A 19,961-nucleotide genomic window follows, 5' to 3' on the forward strand; every position below is an offset into this window, starting at 1 on the left:
CGATGCAGAAATACTTACTTATACTTATACTGCCGATGCTGCTCTTGCTCGGGTGCGTAGACCCCATACAGTTCGAGCAAAGCGAGCAACGCGAGCATTTGGTGGTGGAGGCTACCTTTTCAAATATCGACTCAAGCTATGTGCGCCTCAGTTATTCGCAGCCCTACGCGCTTACCTACAACAAATTTGAAACAGGTGCTATGGTTTATGTAAAGAGTGACAAAGGGGAGGAGATTTTCTTCAGGCATTATAAAAGTGGGTTATACAGGCCTTTAGGTGACAAAAGCGCAAAAATTGGGGAAACCTACCAGCTACGCATCCAAGTTGCCGGGAGAAGTTACGAATCCGAGAAGGTGACAATGCTTCCTCCGGTACCGATAGACTCTGTTTATACCGAGTTTGCCGAGGTAGAAGTGGGGATTGAGGGCAAGAAGGAGAAAGCCTTGATGCCGGGCTATAAGTTTTTTGTTGACTTTACGGACCCGGGCGAGCAGAAGAACTTTTACCGGTGGTCGGTGGCCAGCGTGATTGAGGTGTATACCCAGCCCTGGAATTTCATCGACTACGAATGCCGCGGTTGCCCGCGGGCAAGGCCTAAGCCGTGTTGCGGCCACTGCTGGGTGTATGAGCGCGCGCAGCTGTACAACGTGAAAAGCGACAGGCTGACAGATGGGCGCAAGAACCTACGGCAGGAGCTGCATTTTGCACCCTTCGAGCGTGACCTGTCAGCCAAGTACAAACTCACAGTGTACCAGCACTCCATCTCGGAGGATGCCTATAACTTCTTTAAGGTGGTGGAACAGCAGCGGCAATCTACCGGTACTGTGTTCGATGCACCACCTTCGCAGTTAAAGGGGAATATCTACAATATAAGCGACAAGGAGGAGCAGGTAATCGGTTACTTCGACGCCTCGGCCGTGTCGAAAAAGGAACTGACAATCCTGCGGCAAGACATTCAGGAGCCAAACTCGCCTGAGTATGTATACCCCGACGACTGCCGCACAATAAATAATGCAACTACCCGCCAACCCACAGGCTGGTAGTGAGCTGCCATTTTCACTGGAAGACAGAAATTAAAATATGCACCGCGTCCTTAAACCGCGTAGTTGCAATTCAGAATACTGTTGTTTTAAATGATCAGAGCATGTGTATCTGCATTTTATTTGGGAGGGCCCCTACCCCCGATGCCGTCAACTTAAGGCGAAGCTGTCATTCCGAGCCTTTGCGAGGAATCTGAAAAATCCCATGACACTAAAAAATTCCAGATCTCTCCTTTCGTCGAGATGACAGATTGGCTATAGCTGTTTCTTAAGTTGGCGGCATTGGCCCCTACCCCCGGCAGCTTCAATTACGCAGCGCCGAGCGGGAAAACGCGCCTCAGCTTGAGAGGGGCCCTTAACTCAATATGGAGCGGAGTATCAGCTACGGAATCAGAAAGTTTAGAACTTGTATTGAGCTGGTGGTATCACTTATTTGTCGTTTTTAACAACAAAGCGCCACTCGTTTAGCTAACGAATGGCGCTTTGTTTGTCAGATACGATCTGTTTACATCCTGGCAGCACGCAGGCCGCTTCCGAGGACGAGGGCATCTTCGAGGGCACCATAAATGGGGTCAGCCACGGCGGTGTGTTCACTCAGGTATTTCCGGATATAGAAACTGCCGAAGGTAGCGGCCACAGCTGCCGCTGCACCCAGTGCGGCACCCGCTATGGGCTTCTGTTTATCGGCCATATACAGGGCGGCACCTACCAAAGCTCCCGCAGCACCCCGAAACGCCAGGCTTGGCGCATCGATGCGGTCAGGCACCCCGGGCACTTTGTCACCTACCAGTTCTCCTGCGGCAAGCACTTTTAACGCCAGCGCTACCATATCATTTCCTAAAAACCGGAGCGGCGTGTTTTGCAGTGGTTTTGCGCTATCCTGGCTCATCTGGTGGCTCAGCAGCATCGGGGCAGCCATCGACCGCATACCGGCCAGGGCACCTAATGCCATCACTTTATAGCTTGTGTCGTTCATTGTATTACATTTTAGTTAGTCTTAGCAACCCTGAGGTTGTACGCATAGCAGCCTGTTTGGGCCATTGCGTCCATAATTTAGCTGGGAGCTATGATGAAACATGATCTGGCCATACCCTGCCCTGGAGTTTTCTATACTCAACATGTTTCTATCTTAGAAATCCGAATCATGATAGAAAGATCCCCTATATGGAAAACATTAAGAAAGTGATGGTTACTGGATGCTTCGACCTGTTGCAAAGCGGGCATGTGGCTTTTTTTAAAGTAGCCGCCGCTATGGGGGACCTGTACGTGTGTATCGGCAACGACGAGAATGTATACCAGCGAAAGGGGCGTTACCCTGTTAATTCGCAGGACGAACGCCGCTATATGGTCAAGGCGCTGGCTTGCACAACGGCGTGCCACATTAACCGCGGCACCGGCATCATTGACTTTCTGGAAGGGACAGACGCCATGAAGCCGGATGTGTTTGTGGTAAATGAGGATGGGGCCACACCAGCCAAGGCCGCACTGTGCCAGGAATGGGGCATTGCGTACCATGTGCTGCAGCGCACACCCCATGAGAACCTGCCCGCCCGCAGCACCAACAGCCTCCGGACCGAGTGTATCATCCCGTTCCGGATTGACCTGGCGGGTGGCTGGCTCAACCAGCCTTTGTTTCTGAGAAGGCGCCTGGCCCTGTGCTCACCATTTCCATAGAGCCTACGGTGGCGTTCAACAACCGCAGCGGCATGGCCTGGGGCACACGCAACAAGGCTGTGGAGCTGTGGCGAACGGCCATCCCGAGCGGCGACCGGGAGAAGCTTGCCAAGATTCTGTTCAGTTATGAAAACCCGCCTGGCACTGCAGAGGTGGCGGGCTCGCAGGATGTAATGGGCATTGTGCTGCCGGGGCTTAATTACCTTTATTACAACAACGCCTATTGGCCAGAGCAGATCAAATCGGTCGACGACAATTCGATCCTTGATTGGCTGGAAGCGCACTTATACCTGGTGATGCTGGGGCCGCAGGAGCAAGGGTATGTGGTGCTGGAGGATACCTGCATCAACGGCGAAAACGCAAAGGCGCTTACCGATGCGGCATAGGGTTGCTGGCAGGCCATACGGCAGAAGGACCTGACAGCCTTTGGAGCCTGTGTCAGAAAATCATTTGAGGCGCAACTGCTACTGTTTCCGCATATGGCTAACCCCGACTTCATGCACCAGATTGGAGCTTACGCAGGCGATGTGCTAGGCTGGAAACTGAGTGGGGCTGGCGGGGGAGGGTATATTATCCTGGTTTCGGAAAAACCGGTGAAAGATGCCATCCAGGTAAAAATATGCCGGCGTGATAATTTATAAGGCTTACCAGCGTGCAGGCGTAAGTTTTGACTGCCAGCAATATAGCTAAGCGATTAAGTGTATTGTTTAAATAATTTCATTATTTTATGTTGATTATGTAACAATGCGTAAGCCTGCCCTAGTATTAGTTCTAGAACTGATAGTTGTGTCAAAGAATACGCTGTGATGTTGTAGAGCAAAAATAGGAGCGTTATGCATAGAAGACTACACCTGCTGCTAAACATCAAGCCCGGCGAAGCGAAATTAGTGGGGCACCTGTTTCTGGTGCAGTACTTCATTGGGGTGGCCACTGCCTTCCTGTTTACAAGTTCCCTCACGCTCATCCTGTCCTCTTACCCTGTCTCTGTTTTCCCGCGAGTATACCTGCTGGCCGCTGTTTTTCTGCTGTTGGCCAATTTGCTGTACAGCAAACTCGAGGCCAGGCTCAGCCCGGAGAAGCTGCTGCAGACGGTGGTGCTGTTCTCGGCGGCCTCTATTCTCGTGCATTGGCTCTGCCTGACCTTCCTGCGTTCGCAGTGGCTCCCGCTGTTGCTGGCCGTCTGGAACATGGTGGTTTATATGCTGGTGGGCTATGCCTTTTGGGGGCTCACGTCCATGCTCTTCAACGTGCGCGAAAGCAAACGGCTTTTCTCGGTCGTTGGGGCAGGAGACATACCGGCTAAGATGCTGGGTTACTTCTCGGTGACAGCCCTGGTGCCCCTCATTGGCGTCGTGAACCTGCTGTGGGTGTCGGTGCTGGCCTTTGTGGTAGTGGATGTGCTGCTCCGGAAGTTCGATTACAATGCCGAGGTAAAAGAGGCCCTGGGGCCGGCTGCCCATGCCCATCCCCCCGGCAAAGCGCACCCTAAGCCAAAACAGCGTTCCCTGCTGCAGCGCTATTTCCATAACCGGCTGATCTTCCATATCGCTATCTGGTCCTTGCTGGCCCATACCATCTATGCGGTGATCGATTTTACGTTTCTGGCGGAGATCAAAAACCGGTACACCTCCGACAACCAGCTGGCCACCTTTATTGCAGTGTTCTTCGCGTTCGGCCGCCTGCTGGCTATCGGGATTAAGCTTTTGTTCAGCAGCCGCTTCATCGCGCATTTTGGGCTGGCCACCTGCTTGCTGATTGTGCCGGTGCTGTTGTTTGCCGTGAACGCTGTCATCCTGGCAATGGATGGGCCAGTGGAAATGCACCTTTACGCCTTCGGGGGGATGGTACTGCTCTCGGAGATACTGCGCTCCACACTGCAGGAACCGGTTTTTTTTGTGCTCTTCCAGCCGCTAAGCCCGCATAGCCGCCTGAAGGGGCACCTCATTGCCAAGGGGTATACCCTGCCGTTCGCCTTGCTGCTGGTCGGCGCCTTCCTGCATTACTACCTCCAGGACCATGCCCATGTGCCGATCCTGCAGGTAAGCCAGCTGCTGCTTTTTCTGCTGCTCATCTGGGGAGCAAGTGTGTTCCTGGTGAGAAAGGCCTACCGCGGAACCTTACAGAACGCCATGAAAAAGGGCTATTTTGCGGGCAGCGAACTGTTCCTGAACAACCTGTCGGTTAAGAATGTATTGGTGCAGAAAGCCACCAGCCACGATCCGAAAGTAGCCATACATGCCCTGCACCTGCTGGAGCGCTCCGGCTATCCTGAGATTGCAGCCTTATTACTGATGCACCTGAAACAGGGTTTTCGCGAGTTGAGGGCCTATGCTGCCTCCCGGATTCTGGAGAACAAATGGGAAAGTGCCTTGCCATTCGTGAAAGAACGGCTGGAGCTAGAGTCGGTGGAGGAAGTGCGCCTCCTGCTTATCAAGGCATTGTACCTGCTCGATGACAACTTAGTGGTCAACGACCCTAACGCGCTCACACACCTCGACCAGGCTGACAAAAAAGCGGCCTTGACAGGATTGCTAAGCAGGCATGAGCCAGCCGCAGACACCATGGTAACCCACGAACTACAGCGCCTGACCAGCAGTCCTCAGGAAAGCGACAGGCTGGTAGCGATCGAGATGATTGCCGAAACCCAGCGAAACGACCATGCACAGGTGCTGAAAACGCTGTTGCAGGATGGTTCGGCTGCCGTGTATACCAGCGCGATGGAGGCTGTCGGGAAAGTGCGGGAAGTGCGGCTACTGAAGCAACTGGTGGCACTGGGGATGGACAAGAAAGCGCATGCCACCCTGCAGAAAGCGCTGCTGCATTTCGGCGACATGCTCTTTCATACGCCCTACGTCCAGGCTGGGGCGTTCACACCCGCGCTATTGCCCATCCTGGTGAAAGTGGCCGGGAAGACGAGAGGAGCAGGGGCAACTGCTTTTCTGGAGCGCCTGCTCGTGGAGGCTTACCCAAACCAGGAGGCGGTGATAGAAGCGCGCTGGCACCAGCATACCCCAGTCGGCGCAGAGGCACAGCTGGCGCTGCAGAAATACCTGAAGCTGAAACTAAAGCAAAGCCAACGCAAAGCCAGCTACTACCTGCACCTGCTCACCTATGATTCCCTGAAGCCGTTGCAGGATGCCCTCTGCTCCGAAATCAGGCAGGATATCCAACACATTTTTAAGGCAATGGCCCTGGTTATGAAGCGTAAAGAGATAGAGCGGGTAATGGAACTGTATAACCAAGCCGACAGCGCCAAGGTATACAATGCTATCGAGATGCTGGAGCTGATTGTGCCCAAGCACTATTTTCAGCCATTGAACATGCTGCTGGAACTGGAACAGGATATATACAACAACCAGGTGGTGCGGCAGCACCATGTGGTTCCGCCGGCCGAAACAACCATTGGCGCTATCCTGCAGGACACCCAAACAGGGTTTAGCACCTGGACCAAAGCGGTGGCTTGTTACATGATTCCGAGGGTAGAGGGGGCACAGTTGCCATTGGCCGCCCTGTCTCCTGAACATGCTTTCGCCGACCCACTGTTTCAGGAAACGCGGGAATATGTGTTATCAACGCTTATAAAATAAAAATGCTTCTGATAGAGAAAGTACTGATTTTACACTCCTCCGATATCTTTCATAACACCCCTGAGCAGGAACTAGTTGGGCTGGCCGGGATACTGGAGGAGGTATACCTCGATGCCGATGCACCCTTGTTCGCCAAGGGCGACAAAGGCACCTGCATGTATTTCATCTACAAAGGGCGGGTGCGCATCCACGACGGTAGCCATACCCTGGCGGTGCTGGAGGACAATGACATTGTCGGGGAACTGGCGGTACTGGACGCCGAAAACAGGTCTGCCAGCGCCACTGCCCTAGAGGAGACGATCCTCCTTAAACTGGAGCAGGAGCCTTTTTATGAGATCATGATGAACAATGTGGAGGTATTGAAAGGCATCCTGAACACGCTCTGCCGCCGCCTCCGCATCATGGACGACAAAAGCGTGTCGCGCCATACCCCCACCTTAAGCCGCGAGCCGCACATAGACCAACTTTAAGTCAAAACTAATGGTGCTCCCTCATACCTGAAAAAGCAACAGCATGGAGCGCGGGGCAGCGCCTGCTACTTCATGTATGCGCCGCATACCACTCAGATCGATTGTCTCTTCGGAGGCTGCCACTTGCCACTCTCCCGAAATCGGCAGTTGCACCGGGTAGGGGTTGGCATTGTAGAGCATGAGTATGTTCGCCCAACTGTCGTTGTTGGCGTGCCCGCTGATGGTATAGCCGACACACCCCGGTGGAGCCTGCAGGAAACGGAGGTGCTCCCGCACCATGGCCGCTGTAGGCATGTAGAACGCGGGATGCGCCTTGCGGAGCGCGATCAGTTGCCGGAGGTAAGTAAAAGCACCGTAATAGGTTGTTTTCTGGTCCCAGTCTAGCTGGTTGATGGCATCGGGAAGATTGTAGCTGTTGTGGTGACCTTGCTTCGACCGAAGCATCTCAACCCCGGCGTGCAAAAACGGGATTCCCTGTGCCGTCAGGACCACGGCATTGGCTAACAGGTGCATCTGGTAAATCTCGGTTTCAGTGGCCTGCGGAGCTGATGCCTTTAGCTTGTCGTACAAGGTATGGTTATCGTGGCAGGAAGCGTACGACACTGACTGCCAGGGATCACGCGCCCAGGGCGTTTTCTTGGTCTGCACCTCAGGGTGTGCCGTGCAGCCGACCACACCAAACTTAACAAGCTCCTCCATGTGCGGCGCTCCGTTCACAAAACCCTTGGCTGCTACATCAAACACCGAACCCTTCAGGCCATCCCGCAGGGTATCACTGAAAGCCGATACATGGGTCATTCGGTGGGTATGGGACTTCAGCGCCTGCTTTTCCTCTGGCAGGGGGCTTGCCCCGGCTGTCCACCCTTCGCCGTAGAGGATAATATTCGGGTTGATTTTTTTCAGCGCCTCGGAGAGCAGGTTCATGGTCTCCAGGTCATGTATGGCCATCAGGTCGAATCGGAAGCCATCGATGTGGTACTCTGTCGCCCAGTAGCAGCACGACTCAATCATAAACTTGCGCATCATGGTACGCTCGCTGGCTGTTTCATTGCCGCAACCTGAAGCGTTAGACCAGCCCCCGCTCGCCGTGTGGCGGTAGTAATAGCCCGGCACCTCCAGGTTAAAGTTTGAATCTTCCGTTAGGCCCGTATGGTTATACACCACATCCAACACTACGCCCAACCCTAGCTGGTGAAAGCCCAGCACCGTCTTCTTAAACTCCTGGATGCGCACCTCGGCGCGGTATGCGTCGGTAGCATAAGAGCCCTCGGGCACGTTGTAATTCTGCGGATCGTAGCCCCAGTTATACTGTGGCTTATCCAGCGCAGCCTCATCCACCGACATGAAATCAAAGGAAGGGAGTAAGTGCACATGCGTGATGCCCAGTTCTATGAGGTGGTCAATGCCGGTGCTCAGTTGCTCGCGGTTATGTGTGTCAGGCTCCATGAGGCCCAAGAATTTGCCGGGCATGGTGCTGCCAGCGTTGGGACTGACGGTCATGTCCCGGACATGCAATTCATACAAGATGACTTCGTTAGGAGTGCCGACCTGTGGGCCTTTGTCAAACGCCCAGCCCGGAGGATTTGTAGTGGCCAGATCCAGCACCATGGCGCGTTTGCCGTTCACGCCGACTGCTTGAGCATAAATGCCAGGCGTTTCATCCAGCCAGCTCTCGCTTACCTTAACCTGATAAGTGTAATATACCCCTTGCCAATCTCCCTGTAGGGTAAGTTGCCAAAGTCCCTCCCGAACCTCTTCCAGGGCGTGGCGTTGCAGCACCTCGCCGCCATGTCCTTTGGCATAGAGGTTTAGCGCTACCGCTTCCGCCACCGGTGACCAGAGCTTGAAGGTGGTGCCGCCCGGGGTATAGGTGGGCCATAAGTTCTCTTCGGGGTAAGCGGGGTAGTCGTTGTAAGTAGCTGCTGTAGGTGTTGCCTGGTCAGAAGGAGTAGCCATAGCCGAAAAGGGGTATAAGTATACTAATGAGATCGTAAAAATTAGTACTGCGTCCGTCAGGCATAGGTTTTAGGCAAACACCCAAGATGCTGTGGGGGTGGTGACAGCGCTCAAAAAGAAAGGCCTGCCCCATTCCAGCGGGGCAGGCCTTTAGTGGGTAGTGATTCTGGTGAAATCAGCCTTTAAGAATGTGTTTCTCGATGGCTATGGCCACGCCGTCTTCTGTGCTTCGGCGCGTGATTTCATCGGCCACGGCTTTTACCTCTTCCCGGGCGTTCTCAACGGCTATGCCTTTTCCTACAGCCTTCAGCATGTCTATGTCGTTGTAGTTGTCTCCGAAGGCCATTGTTTCCTCCATCTGAATACCAAAATTGCTTTTGAGGAGGAGCTCAAGGGCAGTGGCTTTTGAGATGGTGCGGGGAGCCAGTTCGAGGTAAGTGCTTTTAGAGCGGTAAATAAAGATATCGCTGCTGAAGCGGGCTTCCAGGGCCGCGGCCATTTCCGCGATCTCTGCCTCAGAGCCCATACACATCACCTTGTGCGCGCCACCCTCGCTAAGATGCCAGCCCTGCAGAATCTGGTCCAGCGCGGTTATTTCAGGGGTCACTTTGGTCACGCGTTGCTCTTTCTCGGTCCAGGCATCCACTTGCGGGGCATACCAGTTGTCTTCGGTGTACAAGCTCACGTGGATGGAGGTACCATGCGACAGTTTCAGGATCTCAGTACAGACCGAAGCCGGGATCTGCACGGAATCCACCACGGCGGGTGAATCCTCGCCTTCATTGTAGAGCAGCACGTAGCCGCCATTAAAGCAAATCATGGGCTGGTGCAGAATGTCTAACTCGGCCTGCAGGTGCCGCATGGCGCTGGGCATGCGCGAGGAAGCCAGTATAAACGGGATCTCATTTGCCAGGCTTTTAACAGCGCGGATGGTTTTGCCGGACAATTGGCGGTTACTGTCCAGCAGGGTGCCGTCTATATCAGAGCAAATCGCTTTTATGTTCATCTTTTCTTTACATCTTAAGTTGCCCCTGTTAGCATAAACAGGATAATAGTTGCAACAATAATATTTATCGGGCACAGATGCAAAATAAGCCAGAGCCTTCTGAACAATCTTGTCATGCAGCCAGCGGATTAACAGAGGGAGGGTGTGAATGCAGCATGCAACAAAACGCAAGCTTTTGTCAGCGGCTGCAAACCAAAGGTTTAGACGCGATGCCGGCAGTTTTTCCTATAAGGCGGTTTTTTTTAATAACAAGCAGTATGCGCACGCGTTAGTTAATCTATACTTCATTTATTTCTGATAATTTAAATTTCTATCCCATGCGATTCCGTCACCTCACGCATTTTGTTTTTATATGGGTCATCGCGATTGGCTGTAAGCAGGTAGAGGTGATGCCCCGGGTTTCGCTTTCCGAGGAGCAGATGCTGCTGGGCAACCCAAGCGGTGCCACCGCAAGCACAAGCAACCCCGAGAACTACCTCCTGACCAAGCCCCAGTATGCGCTGTCTTATAGCCGCAGCCGGGGTATACCCAACTGGGTAAGCTGGCACGTCAGCAAGGATTGGCTGGGCGATGCCCCGCGACAAGACAACTTCAGGAGCGATAACACCCTGCCACAGGGCTGGTATCGGGTTACACCGGGGAGTTATACCAATACAGGCTTCAACCGGGGTCACAATACCCCCTCCGCCGACCGCACGAGCTCGGAAGAAGACAATGCCGCTACCTTTTTGATGACCAATATCATACCACAGGCCCCGCGCAACAACCAGGAAACCTGGGCAGGCCTCGAAGATTACACCCGTAAACTGGTAGCCAATGGTATGGAAGTGTACGTGGTGATGGGCAGCTATGGCATCGGCGGCACCGGCAGCGAAGGAACCGCCAAGAAGATAGACGACGGCCGGGTGACGGTGCCCAGCCGTATCTGGAAAGTGCTGGTGGTTTTGCCGGAGGGAAGCAACGACCTGGCACGCATTACCCCAAACACCCGTGTGATCGCCATCAATACTCCCAATACCAACTCAGTGCGCGCTGACTGGGCTACGTACCGCACCACCGTAGATGCCATCGAGAAAGCCACAGGCTACGACTTGCTCTCCAATTTGCCCGATCAGATAGAAGCGGTGCTGGAAAGCCGGGTTGACAAAGAGGCAGTGAATTAATTTCTTTGCGCCACATCCACATCACAAAGGTGCGCAGGATTTATAAGTACAATCAGAAATCCAAACACATACCCACCTGACCCATACCCCCATGGATGACTCCCTGTTGCAGAAGTTCGGAGATGCCAGTAAGAAAATAATGTTTCTGTATCACTTGTCTGACAGGCAGTTTGGCTATCTGAACCGGGCCGTGGAAAGCATCTGTCAACTAAGCCGCGCACAGGTGCAGTCAGACCCCTTGCAACTATTGGAGCTTATAGCCCCTGACGATAGGCGCGCCGTACACAGGCGCTTTAGACAGGTGGTTGAGGGCGGTAAAAGCGTGCAGGTAGAGTTTAGCCTCAAACTTCCGGACGGTGTGCAGAAGGAGGTGAGAATAGATGCATGGCCGCTTCATGACGCGTCGGGTAGGGTAACCCATATAGCAGGCGAAGTAGAAGATGTGACAAAGCAACTGCAGTACCTGGACTACCTGCGGGAATACGGACGCCGAAAAAACAGCGCGTTGCAGTTGGTGGCGCACGATCTGCGGGGCCCGCTGGGCATCATGAACAACATCGTGACCTTGCTGGAGCAGGAGCATCTGCAGCAAAACTACGATACCTTCGGTACTTACCTCGACATCATCAAGCGGGCATACGAGAATTGCCAGCAGATCATCACGGAAGTGCTGAGCGATGAGCACATCAAGGCCCCGTTTATTACAGTGAATGTGCAACGCTTCGATGTGGTGCGACTGGTGCGTCAGATCCTGCATTCCTTTCAGGTAGCCTTAGGGGAGGAGTATCACTTTGAGCTCGCAGCCGAAAGCCCGAAAATGATGGTGGAGCTGGATGAGGTAAAACTCATGCAGGTGATCAACAACCTGATGTCGAACTCCGTGAAGTTCACCAAGCCGGGCGGCACCATCCGGATCGAGGTGAAGACCGGGAGTGGGCGGCTCAACATCACGCATGCCGACACGGGAATAGGGATACCGAAAGAAATGCAACCTTATATCTTCGACCGGTACAGCAGCATGGCCCGGCAGGGCTTGCGCGGAGAGCCCACCAATGGTGTGGGGCTGTCGATTGTGCGGGAACTGGTGGAGATACAGGGTGGCAGCATCCGGCTCATGGACGGGCAGCAGGAGGGAGCCGTGTTTGAGCTGAGTTTTCCGCTGCCTGGCGAGTAATTTTCGCACATTTTTTAGACCAGCGGTGTTATGGGAGCATGGCATATTTTGTAGCGAAAAACTCGGTTGTAAGGGAGATCTGGGGCAAGAGTGATACTATCCTCTTTATTTTTGCCGGGGCAGCGGCGGAGTTTGCCTTGAACAAAGCTGTTGGCTGGCTCTATTTTACAGGCAAGCTGCCAGCAGACCCTCTGGGGAGGCTTTTCTCGACGGTAGCCTATGCCCGGCAGATCGTGTTCTCCGACCTGGAGGGAGCCCACCACGCCATCGATAAGATTACCGCTATCCATGCCGGCGTTGAGGCCAGGCGGGGCGCTTCCATCCCGGATTGGGCTTACCGCGACGTGCTGTTCATGCTCATCGATTATTCTATCCGATCCTATGAACTACTGGAGCGCAAGCTAACGGACGCTGAGAAAGAGGACGTGTTCGAGGTTTTCAATCGTTTGGGCAAGCGCATGCAGTTGCAGGGTTTACCCGCCTCATACCCCGCCTGGTGCGACATGCGCCAAAACCACCTGCAGCAAAACCTGGAGCCAGGGCATTTTACAAGAGACCTCTACCAGCAGTACCGCAAACACCTGGGGCTGGTCCGGTATGGCTTGCTTTTGCAGGGGCAGGTGCTGGTGGTACCACCCTTGGTGAATCAAATGCTTCAACTGGGGCCTTATTCTTGGCTCACCCCCGTGCTGGCCATGTATAAACTCAGCCGGAAAGTGAAGTTAGATGGTTTGTTGAAAGCAGTGATTCTACCACCTGCCTACCATGCTGAGATTCGGGAATTGGATGTGGTGCCGGGGTAGTGCCAGGCATTTGATTCAAGTGGCGGTGTTTAACAGCTGGTTGTTGCCATCTTATTGATTTACCAGGAGTATTTTTCTCATTTTTGAAATGTTCCCCTCTCCGGCCAGGGCTGTTTCATTCTCTACTTTACTGACACCCCGAATGCTTTCGGGGTGTCTAAAAATGGTGTCGAGTTTGCAACCCGGCTGGGCCAGAGGCCCACTTATACCTTACACGCGCGAGACGCGAGCGAAGGCAATGTTAAAATGAAACGGCCCCGCTCTCCGGAGGACCGTTTCATTTTAAACTTTAAATCGCAATCCGGGCTGTTTAATGTACCTTTCTTACTGATTCGCACCAAAGGAAGCCGTGCTAACCGGTACTCCTTCTTCGTTGATAAACTGCACTTGCTGGCGTGGATATACCGGAATGATCTTCTCCTGGTAGGCGGGTTTCGCTAGCTCCTGGGTGATGCGGAAAGTCAGCTCGCTTTTCCACCTGCGCCGCTCTCGGGCACCTACCAGGTAGCGAATCGTGATGGTGGTCCAGGAATCGTCGAGGGAAATAAATACCTGGGGCTTTTCGGCCACTTCATAGGCTAGTCCGGCTTTTTTGAGCAATTGCGCATACTGTTGCGCCGGCCCTCTCATGTAATTCCCTAAAAGGGTAGCAGAAACCTCCTCCAGCACCTTCATCGACAGCGGGATGTCTGATTCGTTCGCGATGGCTATGCCAAGCTCATCCCATACATAAGGAAAATCCCCGGTAAGGTTGATGACGGTGCCGGTAAGGATCTCGTTGTTCGGGAAAGTAACCATGCGCCCGGTGGGCTGCTCTGCCTGCACAAAGCCCGGTTGGTAGGGAGCCCCGATTTCCCAGACGGTCGTTGTCAGAAAATCAATACGGTATACATCGCCAAAAACCTCCCCCACCCGAATGCGGTCGCCCACGCGGTAATACCCCTGGAACGAATTGAGGAGCCAGCCCGTGAAGCTTTCAATCGGTGTCTGCAGCGACCAGGAGAGGGCCAGGCCAATCAAGCCAAAAGAACCGATCAGTGCCCGGATGTCGCCGGCCACCACGCTCACTGCCAGGCCTATTGCCAGTAGCCATACCGAGATCAGCACCAGTGTCGTGATGGCGTTGGCGCGCTGCCAATGCCCCAGCGACCTCTGGAGCAGCATCCGGAGTAGCCGGGTCAGTAGCCAGGCCAACAGCAGAATAGTGAAGGCGATCAGGAGTTTCGGAAGGTTATAGTAAAAGGTGTTCCAGAGGTCCTGCAGCGCCCCGATGGCCTCACCCGCCGATTCCTTGCTCGATTCCGCTAAGGAGCCGCCTTCCGCGATGCTATCGGTTAGGGGAGTTGTGCTATCTGTGGTAGCTTCCTCTAAAACAGCGGCTGTGTCTGCCACCGCGTCCTGCCGGGAAATATCCTGTGCAGCCAGTCCAGCCTCACCCGGCGAGGCCAGCATCAGCATAAACCCTGTTACGGCCACCGCCAGGATTGTGGCCTGCCTGAAGTTCTTGAGCCTGTTCTCGGCTGCGCCTTTGACCTTGGACGGTTTGGCAAAGCGCTTTTTGGCCAAAGCCCGTTTGCTGGTGTTCCGCAGGGTGGGTTGGCTGGATGGTGCATGTGCCCGGGCCATCCGTTGGCCTCCTGTGGAGCGAGATGGGGTTAATCGGCTGTTTCTTTTGCTGTAGAATGGCATGTATGGCTGTTTTTCCGGGTAAGTATAGATGTGTGTACTAACTGCCTGATGGCAGTGTTACAAATTGGCGCAAAGGCTAATGAGCAAAACTTCCCTGCAACCATTCATTTAATAACCTATTTTGCATCTTGCCAAGTTATTTTTAGCTATTCCTGGCGCTGCGGCGCTAGGCTTCAATCCTTGAAAAATACACAGCGCAGATACCGGCAAATGCCAACTATTTATCTGTTATAAAGTATAATAGGTGGCACTGATACGCCTTGGCATGTAACCACTGCAATTATTTGGAAGCAGCTGGAGCAGGTAGGCAAAGAGACAGGCTTCAACAAACTTAACCTTAAAAGACTAGTATGATTTTGAAAACATATCCAGGCAGCCCGTATCCGTTGGGCGCCACGTATGATGGAGAGGGAGTTAATTTTGCACTTTTTGCGGAAAACGCTACCGGTGTGGAGCTATGCCTTTTTAATTCGGCTGAGGATGAAACCGAGCATGTGAAGATCAAGCTGACAGAACGCACGCATCAGGTTTGGCATGTTTACCTTCCTGAAGTTGAGCCTGGTCAGTTATACGGGTACCGTGTGCACGGCTCTTATGACCCGAATAACGGACACCGCTTCAACGCCAACAAACTGCTCATCGACCCTTATGCCAAAGCCATAGCAGGCACTATTTCCTGGCACGATTCGCTTTTTGGGTACGATGTGAACAGTTCGGAAGGGGAACTGAGCTTCAGTGAGACTGACAGCGCGCCTTATATTCCTAAAGCCGTAGTGATCGACCCGAACTTTGACTGGGACGGTGACAAGGCTCCGAAGATCCCTTACCACAAATCGATCATTTACGAAACGCACGTAAAGGGATTCACGCAAATGCACCCGGACATCCCGGAAGACATCAAGGGCACTTATGCAGGCATCGCTCACCCGGTTACGATCAAATACCTGCAGGAGCTGGGCATTACAGCGATAGAGTTGATGCCGGTGCACCATTTCGTGACTGACCGCCACCTGCATGATAACGGCCTTACCAATTACTGGGGGTATAACACCATCGGTTTCTTTGCCCCTGATGTGCGTTACTCAAGCAGTGGCGTTTTTGGGGAGCAGGTTGTGGAGTTCAAGAATATGGTGAAAGAACTGCACAAGGCAGGGATTGAGGTTTTGCTGGATGTGGTGTACAACCACACCGCCGAGGGCAACCACATGGGACCAACGCTCTCTTTCCGGGGCATTGACAATGCGGCTTATTACCGTTTGGTAGATGACAACAAGCAGTATTACATGGACTATACAGGTACAGGTAACACGCTGAATGCCATGCAGCCAAATGTGCTCCGCCTGATCATGGACAGCCTGCGCTACTGGGTGCTGGAAATGCACGTAGACGGTTTCCGCTTTGACCTGGCCTCGGCTTTGGCGCGGGAGCTGCATGAGGTAGACAGGCTGGGCTCCTTCTTCGACATTATCCACCAGGACCCGGTGATTTCGCAGGTGAAGCTGATCGCGGAGCCTTGGGACATTGGCGAGGGTGGTTACCAGGTTGGTAAATTCCCTCCGGGATGGGGTGAGTGGAACGGTAAGTATCGCGACTGTATCCGCGACTATTGGCGCGGTGCGGATAGTATGCTGGGCGAGTTTGCCGAGCGCTTTACCGGAAGCTCTGACCTGTATGAGGACGGCTACCGGCGCCCAACCGCCAGCATCAACTTTATCACTGCGCACGACGGTTTCACGCTCAACGACCTGGTGTCTTACAACGAAAAGCATAACGAAGCCAACAACGAAGGGAACAACGACGGTGAAAGCCATAACCGCTCCTGGAACTGTGGCGTGGAAGGACCAACGGATGACCCTACTGTACTTGAACTGCGGGAACAGCAAAAGCGCAACCTGCTCGCCACGCTATTCCTGTCGCAGGGGGTACCGATGATTGTAGCGGGCGACGAGATAAGCCGTACGCAGCATGGCAACAACAATGCCTATTGCCAGGACAATGAGATTTCGTGGATCGACTGGGAAAAAGCAGACAAGGGCTTACTGAAGTTCACGCAGAAGCTGATCGAGTTGCGCAAGAACCACCCGATCTTCAGCCGCCGCCGCTGGTTTCAAGGGCAACCTATTAAAGGCGTAGGCTTAGAGGACATTGACTGGTTCCTGCCAGACGGCACCGAGATGACTGAGGAGAACTGGAGCCATGACCATGCGAAATCCCTGGCCGTGTTCATGAATGGTTTGGGCTTGCGTTCTGTAGGGCCTAAAGGCGAGAAGATACATGACGACAACTTCTACCTGATCTTCAATGCTTACCACGAGCCCATTACCTATAAGTTGCCGCTGAAAAAGTATGGTGAGGAGTGGACTAAGATTCTGGACACCAGCGAAAGTGAGATTGCCGACGGCAAGGAGAAATTCGCACCGCGCAAGTCGTTGAAAGTGCAGGGCCGCTCCATCGTGTTGCTGCGGAGCCCGGTGAAAGCGACTAAAAATAGCAAACAAAAAAAGGCGGCCTCTGCCAGTGTGGCCTAAACTGTATTGAATGAAATAAAAATGGCCCGGACAGGTATTGTCCGGGCCATTTTTTGTGCTTATCAAAGTGACAACTTACTGGTGCGAGTGCTTTTTCAAGGAGGCGATCTCCTGATTCATCTCCTCTATGCGGTTCATTTCCGTTTGGAGCTCCCGCTTTAGCTTGAGCTCTTTCTCGCGGGCATTCTTCTTATACTCATTGTACTCGTTGTCTATCTCATCGTAGGCCTTCTGCTTGTCAACTGCAGTTTGCCTGCTGCTGCGGTACTGCACCAGCATGATACCGGCCATCAGGAGCAAGACCACAATCACCACAAAGCTCAGGATGACATAGTTCTGCTTTTCCATATCCATGCCCAGCACCTGCAGGTTGGCTACGTTGTAAGCGCTTTGCTGCACTTCCTGCTCTTTGGCGGCGTATTGCTTTCGGATAGCCTGCAGTTGGCTGTGCTGTTTCTGTATGCTGTCTTTTGCCTCCACCAAAGCCTGCTCCGTGTTTTTGCCTGCCTGAACCATGGCCTGTTCACGGGCCTTAATGGTGTCCTGCACGCTTTTCCAGAAAGCATCCATTGATTTCACATTGATCACTTTGTAGTCTCTGCCACCTTCGGAGTAAGAGTTAGCCCCTGATTTGAGCCTGTTATACTGTTCGGTGAGCGAGTTACGGGCAGGACTGCCTTCTTTTGCCGTTCTCTGCGCGTTGGCTACATTCAATGTAAAAGCCAAGGATAAGAGTAAAAAGAATGCCTTCATGTTTTTCGGTGATTAAGTTTGGCTCGTAGCCAGGTTAAAAGAAAATGGTTCGTCTCTACGCTATGTGCAGCATGGCTATACCCGGGTGCACGCAAGACTAATAGAATAAACTCCCGATGGGCAGATTTATTGTTTTAGCGCTGCCTAGCTTTCCCATAGTGGCCATGCAATGCCAATGTAACAAAATAATTTATGATTTAGTGAATTGTTAATCAGGTTGTTGCACTCTGGTGTGCCTTAGCCAAGGATAAGGGCCAGGATACAGAAGGCGTCAATGATCAGCAGGGCTGGCCTCACTTCCCTGTGCCTTCCGGTGATCAGCTTCAAGACCGTCCAGCTCAGGAAGCCCCAGATGATACCCTGCGTGATGGAATAGGCAAACGGAATCAAGACCATAGCCAGGAAAGCCGGGATGGCATCATCCAGCTTGTGCCACTCGACTTTGGCAACCGGGCGCACCATAAACACACCTACCAACACAAGGGCAGGGGCAGTAGCGATAGAGGGTATCACAGACAGCAAGGGGGCCAGAAACAGGAAGGGCAGAAATAAAACAGCGGCCACCACTGCTGTCAGGCCCGTACGGCCACCTTCCTCGATGCCCACGGCAGATTCGATGAAGGCCGTTCCGGAACTGGAGCCCACCAGGCCAGCCAGGGTTGTGGCCACTGCATCCGTCAGCAACGAGCGCTTTACGTGCTTCGGTTCTCCGTGCTCATCCAGCAGGTTGGCAGCCTCGGCCAATCCAACAAACGTGGAGATACTGTCGAACATATCTGTGAAGACAAACGCGAAAATAACCGGGACCACCGCCCATTGGAGGGAGTTGATCAGGTCCAGCTTCAGGATCAGGCTAAAATCAGGCGCAGCAAAGGCACCCTGCCAGTGCACCATGATACCGGCGCTTTCGGTGGCATCCATACCCCACCAACGGCCCAGTGGGTAAGCGGCAAGTGTTGTGAACAATATGCCGAACAAAATGGCGCCCTTCACCTTTCGGGTTAAAAGGATCGCCGTGAAGATAAGCCCTGCCAGAAAAGTGAGCACGGCGGGAGTAAGCTCCCCAATGCTGACAATTGTGGCGGGGTTGGCCACGACAAATTTGGCGTTGGCAAACCCGATCAGGGTGATAAAAAAGCCTATACCGGCTGCAATGGCATAACGCAGGGGGCGCGGAATAGCCTGTAAAATCAGGGTACGGATGTTAAAGATAGACAGCAGCAGGAAAATGATTCCGGACCAGAACACAGCTCCCAGCGCCACAGGCCAGGGCAAACCCATCCCCAGCACGGCAGAGTAGGCGAAAAATGCATTCAGGCCCATACCGGGCGCCACCACAATGGGGTTTTTGGCGTAAAGCCCCATCATCAGGCTGCTAAAGAAACTAACGAGGATGGTCGCCGTGAGTACCCCTGCAAACGGAAGCCCGGCCTGGCTCAGGATGCTCGGGTTGACCACGATGATATAAGCCGTTGCCAAAAAAGTGGAGACACCCGCGATGATTTCCGTCTGCACCGTTGTGTTGTTTTTCTTCAGTTCAAAGTAATCCTGCATAGGATGGTAGTTTATACTATAACATGCGCGCTGCCTAGATAAGCAACATTTGGAAGGGCAAAATTAGCAAATTTTAAGGAGATAGGGGTATAAATGATGCAACTCGTGCTTAAAGGGCAACAACGGCACGCTCAGGCTAAATCACTCACATTACATTGCATTCAACAAAGAGTTCTGTTATTTTAGGCAATTGAAGCGCATTTGGCGCTATCCCACATTTTAAATCAATTTACAGATCATGTTTGTTCATCACGTATTTTTTTGGCTGAAGAACCCAGGTTCGGAAGCAGACAAAGCGGCTTTGCTCGAAGGATTGCAATCGCTCACGCCCATTGAAGTTATCAGAACTTCACATATCGGTTTGCCGGCCACTACCAACCGCGAGGTCATTGAGCGGGGCTATGCGCTGTCGCTTCTCCTGATATTTGACAATTTGAAGGATCAGGAAACCTATCAGGTGCATCCCGTGCACGAGGCCTTTGTGGAGAAGTGCAAATCGCTTTGGGAAAAAGTGGTGGTATATGATGCCGTGGATGCCTAGGGTATAAACTTGCAACCAACGTA

At 53.1% G+C, this 19,961-nt stretch carries 17 protein-coding genes; 11 read left to right on the forward strand and 6 right to left on the reverse strand.

Annotated elements, in window-relative coordinates:
* The first annotated feature begins 2 nt into the window (after positions 1-2).
* Positions 3-1,043 (forward strand): DUF4249 domain-containing protein, encoded by a 1,041-nt coding sequence (locus ACXYMU_RS16650; RefSeq protein ID WP_458987549.1) that lies wholly within the window; start codon positions 3-5, stop codon positions 1,041-1,043.
* A 502-nt stretch (positions 1,044-1,545) separates the two neighbouring features.
* Here ACXYMU_RS16650 and ACXYMU_RS16655 read toward each other — a convergent pair.
* Positions 1,546-2,016, reverse strand: coding sequence for a DUF4126 family protein (locus ACXYMU_RS16655; protein ID WP_458987550.1), 471 nt, complete (start codon positions 2,014-2,016; stop codon positions 1,546-1,548).
* 188 nt (positions 2,017-2,204) lie between these two features.
* Here ACXYMU_RS16655 and ACXYMU_RS16660 point away from each other — a divergent pair, with 188 nt between their 5' ends.
* The 5 genes from ACXYMU_RS16660 (at position 2,205) to ACXYMU_RS16680 (ending at position 6,771) form a co-directional block, all read left to right on the forward strand.
* Positions 2,205-2,714, forward strand: a complete 510-nt coding sequence (locus ACXYMU_RS16660; protein ID WP_458987551.1) for an adenylyltransferase/cytidyltransferase family protein — start codon at positions 2,205-2,207, stop codon at positions 2,712-2,714.
* Positions 2,696-3,100, forward strand: a complete 405-nt coding sequence (locus tag ACXYMU_RS16665) for a hypothetical protein (protein ID WP_458987552.1) — start codon at positions 2,696-2,698, stop codon at positions 3,098-3,100. The genes ACXYMU_RS16660 and ACXYMU_RS16665 overlap by 19 nt, the downstream gene beginning before the upstream one ends.
* A 15-nt stretch (positions 3,101-3,115) precedes the next feature.
* Positions 3,116-3,355, forward strand: coding sequence for a hypothetical protein (locus tag ACXYMU_RS16670; protein ID WP_458987618.1), 240 nt, complete (start codon positions 3,116-3,118; stop codon positions 3,353-3,355).
* 192 nt (positions 3,356-3,547) lie between these two features.
* Complete coding sequence (locus tag ACXYMU_RS16675) at positions 3,548-6,301, forward strand: NTP/NDP exchange transporter (RefSeq protein ID WP_458987553.1); 2,754 nt, start codon at positions 3,548-3,550, stop codon at positions 6,299-6,301.
* Between the two features lie 2 nt (positions 6,302-6,303).
* The gene (locus tag ACXYMU_RS16680) at positions 6,304-6,771 is read left to right on the forward strand and encodes a Crp/Fnr family transcriptional regulator (protein WP_458987554.1); all 468 of its coding nucleotides are present in this window, start codon (positions 6,304-6,306) and stop codon (positions 6,769-6,771) included.
* A 21-nt stretch (positions 6,772-6,792) separates the two neighbouring features.
* Here ACXYMU_RS16680 and pulA read toward each other — a convergent pair whose 3' ends face one another.
* Positions 6,793-8,727: a type I pullulanase gene (gene pulA, locus ACXYMU_RS16685; RefSeq protein WP_458987555.1), complete on the reverse strand. Its 1,935-nt coding sequence runs from the start codon at positions 8,725-8,727 to the stop codon at positions 6,793-6,795.
* Positions 8,728-8,902: 175 nt separating this feature from the next.
* Positions 8,903-9,733: a Cof-type HAD-IIB family hydrolase gene (locus ACXYMU_RS16690; protein WP_458987556.1), complete on the reverse strand. Its 831-nt coding sequence runs from the start codon at positions 9,731-9,733 to the stop codon at positions 8,903-8,905.
* Between the two features lie 317 nt (positions 9,734-10,050).
* On the opposite strand from ACXYMU_RS16690, the gene ACXYMU_RS16695 reads away from it, so the two are divergent.
* The 3 genes from ACXYMU_RS16695 (at position 10,051) to ACXYMU_RS16705 (ending at position 12,873) form a co-directional block, all read left to right on the forward strand.
* Positions 10,051-10,896, forward strand: a complete 846-nt coding sequence (locus ACXYMU_RS16695; RefSeq protein ID WP_458987557.1) for a DNA/RNA non-specific endonuclease — start codon at positions 10,051-10,053, stop codon at positions 10,894-10,896.
* Between the two features lie 91 nt (positions 10,897-10,987).
* Entirely contained in the window at positions 10,988-12,070 is a 1,083-nt protein-coding gene (locus ACXYMU_RS16700; RefSeq protein ID WP_458987558.1) for a sensor histidine kinase, read from the forward strand.
* Between the two features lie 38 nt (positions 12,071-12,108).
* The gene (locus tag ACXYMU_RS16705) at positions 12,109-12,873 is read left to right on the forward strand and encodes an oxygenase MpaB family protein (RefSeq protein WP_458987559.1); all 765 of its coding nucleotides are present in this window, start codon (positions 12,109-12,111) and stop codon (positions 12,871-12,873) included.
* Positions 12,874-13,197: 324 nt separating this feature from the next.
* Here the strand turns inward: ACXYMU_RS16705 and ACXYMU_RS16710 are convergent, their stop codons facing one another.
* Positions 13,198-14,562, reverse strand: coding sequence for a mechanosensitive ion channel family protein (locus ACXYMU_RS16710; protein ID WP_458987560.1), 1,365 nt, complete (start codon positions 14,560-14,562; stop codon positions 13,198-13,200).
* Positions 14,563-14,912: 350 nt separating this feature from the next.
* Here ACXYMU_RS16710 and glgX point away from each other — a divergent pair, with 350 nt between their 5' ends.
* The gene (gene glgX / locus ACXYMU_RS16715) at positions 14,913-17,090 is read left to right on the forward strand and encodes a glycogen debranching protein GlgX (RefSeq protein WP_458987561.1); all 2,178 of its coding nucleotides are present in this window, start codon (positions 14,913-14,915) and stop codon (positions 17,088-17,090) included.
* A 75-nt stretch (positions 17,091-17,165) separates the two neighbouring features.
* On the opposite strand, the gene ACXYMU_RS16720 is transcribed toward glgX, so the two are convergent.
* Both ACXYMU_RS16720 and ACXYMU_RS16725 read right to left on the reverse strand, forming a co-directional pair.
* Positions 17,166-17,843, reverse strand: coding sequence for a hypothetical protein (locus ACXYMU_RS16720; protein ID WP_458987562.1), 678 nt, complete (start codon positions 17,841-17,843; stop codon positions 17,166-17,168).
* A 237-nt stretch (positions 17,844-18,080) separates the two neighbouring features.
* Complete coding sequence (locus tag ACXYMU_RS16725; RefSeq protein WP_458987563.1) at positions 18,081-19,397, reverse strand: NCS2 family permease; 1,317 nt, start codon at positions 19,395-19,397, stop codon at positions 18,081-18,083.
* A gap of 238 nt (positions 19,398-19,635) precedes the next feature.
* Between ACXYMU_RS16725 and ACXYMU_RS16730 the strand changes: the two genes are divergently transcribed.
* A complete protein-coding gene (locus ACXYMU_RS16730) occupies positions 19,636-19,938 on the forward strand; it encodes a Dabb family protein (RefSeq protein WP_458987564.1) in 303 nt (100 codons plus the stop codon).
* Positions 19,939-19,961: the final 23 nt, after the last annotated feature.

The organism is Pontibacter sp. CAU 1760, assembly GCF_054482735.1.

Excerpts from the sequence above, each read along its gene's own strand:
- ACXYMU_RS16650 (WP_458987549.1), top strand. The coding sequence starts at position 3 with ATGCAGAAATACTTACTTATACTTATACTGCCGATGCTGCTCTTGCTC.
- ACXYMU_RS16655 (WP_458987550.1), bottom strand. The coding sequence starts at position 2,016 with ATGAACGACACAAGCTATAAAGTGATGGCATTAGGTGCCCTGGCCGGT.
- ACXYMU_RS16660 (WP_458987551.1), top strand. The coding sequence starts at position 2,205 with ATGGAAAACATTAAGAAAGTGATGGTTACTGGATGCTTCGACCTGTTG.
- ACXYMU_RS16675 (WP_458987553.1), top strand. The coding sequence starts at position 3,548 with ATGCATAGAAGACTACACCTGCTGCTAAACATCAAGCCCGGCGAAGCG.
- ACXYMU_RS16680 (WP_458987554.1), top strand. The coding sequence starts at position 6,304 with ATGCTTCTGATAGAGAAAGTACTGATTTTACACTCCTCCGATATCTTT.
- pulA (WP_458987555.1), bottom strand. The coding sequence starts at position 8,727 with ATGGCTACTCCTTCTGACCAGGCAACACCTACAGCAGCTACTTACAAC.
- ACXYMU_RS16690 (WP_458987556.1), bottom strand. The coding sequence starts at position 9,733 with ATGAACATAAAAGCGATTTGCTCTGATATAGACGGCACCCTGCTGGAC.
- ACXYMU_RS16695 (WP_458987557.1), top strand. The coding sequence starts at position 10,051 with ATGCGATTCCGTCACCTCACGCATTTTGTTTTTATATGGGTCATCGCG.
- ACXYMU_RS16700 (WP_458987558.1), top strand. The coding sequence starts at position 10,988 with ATGGATGACTCCCTGTTGCAGAAGTTCGGAGATGCCAGTAAGAAAATA.
- ACXYMU_RS16705 (WP_458987559.1), top strand. The coding sequence starts at position 12,109 with ATGGCATATTTTGTAGCGAAAAACTCGGTTGTAAGGGAGATCTGGGGC.
- ACXYMU_RS16710 (WP_458987560.1), bottom strand. The coding sequence starts at position 14,562 with ATGCCATTCTACAGCAAAAGAAACAGCCGATTAACCCCATCTCGCTCC.
- glgX (WP_458987561.1), top strand. The coding sequence starts at position 14,913 with ATGATTTTGAAAACATATCCAGGCAGCCCGTATCCGTTGGGCGCCACG.
- ACXYMU_RS16720 (WP_458987562.1), bottom strand. The coding sequence starts at position 17,843 with ATGAAGGCATTCTTTTTACTCTTATCCTTGGCTTTTACATTGAATGTA.
- ACXYMU_RS16725 (WP_458987563.1), bottom strand. The coding sequence starts at position 19,397 with ATGCAGGATTACTTTGAACTGAAGAAAAACAACACAACGGTGCAGACG.
- ACXYMU_RS16730 (WP_458987564.1), top strand. The coding sequence starts at position 19,636 with ATGTTTGTTCATCACGTATTTTTTTGGCTGAAGAACCCAGGTTCGGAA.